We start from the raw sequence: 2,392 nt of genomic DNA, 5'->3' as shown, positions 1-2,392 counted from the left end.
ATCCAGTACAGTACTACGATAGTTTAATTTCCTCTTTCCACTTCAGGCAGAATGAATTGAAGAATGAATGGGATCATTTCATTGAGTCGCAACCTATCGGAAGTTTGTATGGGTACAAACATTTTACTGAATTGGTGTCCCATCTGCCACTCGGTGTATTTTTACAGACGCGAAATAATTATATAAGGGGTGCCTATTATAATGACTTTGGCTATGAATTTAAAAGGTAAAGAATGTATTATTATGGCAATCGATAGCAGATTAACTAATTATGATGAAAATCGTAATTTTTGGTTTCATGAAGATTCAATCAATAAGATATTTATTTTACCAAATAATTTAGCTGTTTCCATTAGTGGAAATATAGCAGCGTTTAAAATAAAGAATAATACAATAACTTCAAAGTACAGTTATAAGGATGTTAGAGATATGATTTATGGATTTGAACAAAATTCGTATAGCAAATTTATGACAATATCAGATACAATTGAATATTTTAAGTCTAAATTCGAAAACTATTACCGAGAATATACAACTCAAATCCATATTGGTGGATCGCAAAATGGTAAATTAGTTTTCAAAAAATTATATTTCATGGATGGTAAGTATTGTGAGGATAAAGATGATAAAGAGGAAAATTATTATATAGGTTATGACTATAGTGGTGCAAATAATGAACAGACATGGAGTAGTATGATTAAAAACAGTAAAGAAAAATCTGATATAAGTGAAGAAGACTTTACTAATAATTTTATAAGTAGAAAAAATAACAGAGAACTAATAACGTTTGCAGATAATGTTATAAAAGATGTTATTAGTGTAAATTTGAAAAAGAATATGGAAGAGCAATATGTTGGTGGAAATATTGATATTGTTCAAATTACAAGAGAAAAAACCATATGGATAAGGAAAAACGGTAAAGAAAATGGGATGTTTTTGAAAAAAATTTTTAACCTATGAATTTAAGGCTGGCTTGCTTGTATAAATCATTCTATTAGCGCATGATGAAAGTCAGGCAATAGGGACAAAAAAGAAGCCATTAGGATTTTCCTATGGGCTTTCTTTTGTATTCGTCTCCCGTTTATTTTGGGAACGAATGATGTCATTTTCATATTTATTCAGCAAGTATCAGAAAGTTTCAGGACTCGATCTATAAGAAGTCTGAATTTGAAAAAAAGACCATATAATGTGGTCGAATAAATGCTCACAGATTGCTCACGCAATACGGATAAATTAAATGACTTGATTTCACATTTTTCTTACAACTACGAATTTCATTATTAGATAGTTAATCTTTTGATGATTTCTTTGTGCTTTACTAATATGTTGAGGATAAACTAACGAGCCGGAGGGTAGCATCCTTTGGGCTTTTTATTTTTTACCTAAAGTCAAAATATTCACTTGCATAACGAATACGTGTTCGGTGTATAATAAATAACACGAATGCATGTTCTCAAATGGTGGTGAGAAGTATGAATGTTGTTTCAAGAATTGAGAATGAAGAGGATGTTCAAATTATCAAAGAATATACGTTATTACCCATTTTGCTCGATATGTTAACTAGAGACATGGAGGAGCTGAAGATATATAAGGATAAAATCGTTTATAATCATGTTCTTTTTTATCTGAAAGAAGTCGAAAGCACTATTTACCCTCAAATACAAATTATTAAGAACAGTATGAAGAAGCTTGATATCAAAGTGCTAAACACAACCACGAATGCACTCGGTATTAACGTAGAATACAAGGTTCGAGGTTACATCTATTATTTCACCATGCTTAGAAGTTTGGTTAAAGCAGAACTTATGACCACACTGATGAACATGCGGAGGCGCGTCTAGATGAGCAAAAAATGCGAAAGGACAATATTCCTATCCGACTGCCAGTCATTCTATGCAAGCGTTGAAAAGGCGACTCATCCAGGTCTTGATCATCTACCTGTGGTTGTGGCTGGCGATCCGGCCAGGAGATCTGGAATTATTTTGGCGGCATGTCCAATCGCTAAGAGCTTTGGTATAACCACTGCACAGCGACTTGGTGAGGCATTGCAATTGTGTCCGAATGCTATAGTAATGCGTCCGCACATGCAACGCTATATTGATGTATCGCTTGCAATAACTGATATATACGAAAAGTATACTGATCTTGTAGAGGTATTTTCAATCGATGAGCAGTTCTTGGACGTGACAGGATCGCTCAATCATTTCGGCTGTACGCCAGATGAGCTGGCAGTAATGATTCAACAAAAAGTTGCCGCGTCAATGAACATTCGAATTCGAATAGGCATTGGACCAACTAAAATTCTTGCAAAGCAGGCGACAGATAACTTTGCAAAGAAGAATGCCAGTGGAATATTTACCCTAGGAAAAGATGATGTTGAGCGATTCCTGTG

Annotated in this window: 3 protein-coding genes; all 3 read left to right on the top strand. The window is 33.9% G+C overall.

The window, feature by feature from the left end; all coding sequences use genetic code 11:
• Nucleotides 1-201: 201 nt before the first annotated feature.
• Nucleotides 202-960: an Ntn hydrolase family protein gene (locus tag AC1DVJ_RS30640; protein ID WP_477596655.1), complete on the top strand. Its 759-nt coding sequence runs from the start codon at nucleotides 202-204 to the stop codon at nucleotides 958-960.
• 512 nt (nucleotides 961-1,472) lie between these two features.
• On the top strand, nucleotides 1,473-1,841 hold the full coding sequence (locus AC1DVJ_RS30635) for a YhjD family protein (RefSeq protein ID WP_477596653.1): 369 nt from the start codon (nucleotides 1,473-1,475) through the stop codon (nucleotides 1,839-1,841).
• On the top strand, nucleotides 1,842-2,392 hold a 551-nt coding region (locus AC1DVJ_RS30630), incomplete at its 3' end, for a Y-family DNA polymerase (protein ID WP_477596651.1). It lies immediately after the preceding gene.

It is taken from the genome of Paenibacillus sp. P4_A9 (assembly GCF_056402415.1).
Note: the sequence above shows the minus strand (reverse complement) of the source record. Positions and strands in the feature narration are given on the sequence as shown.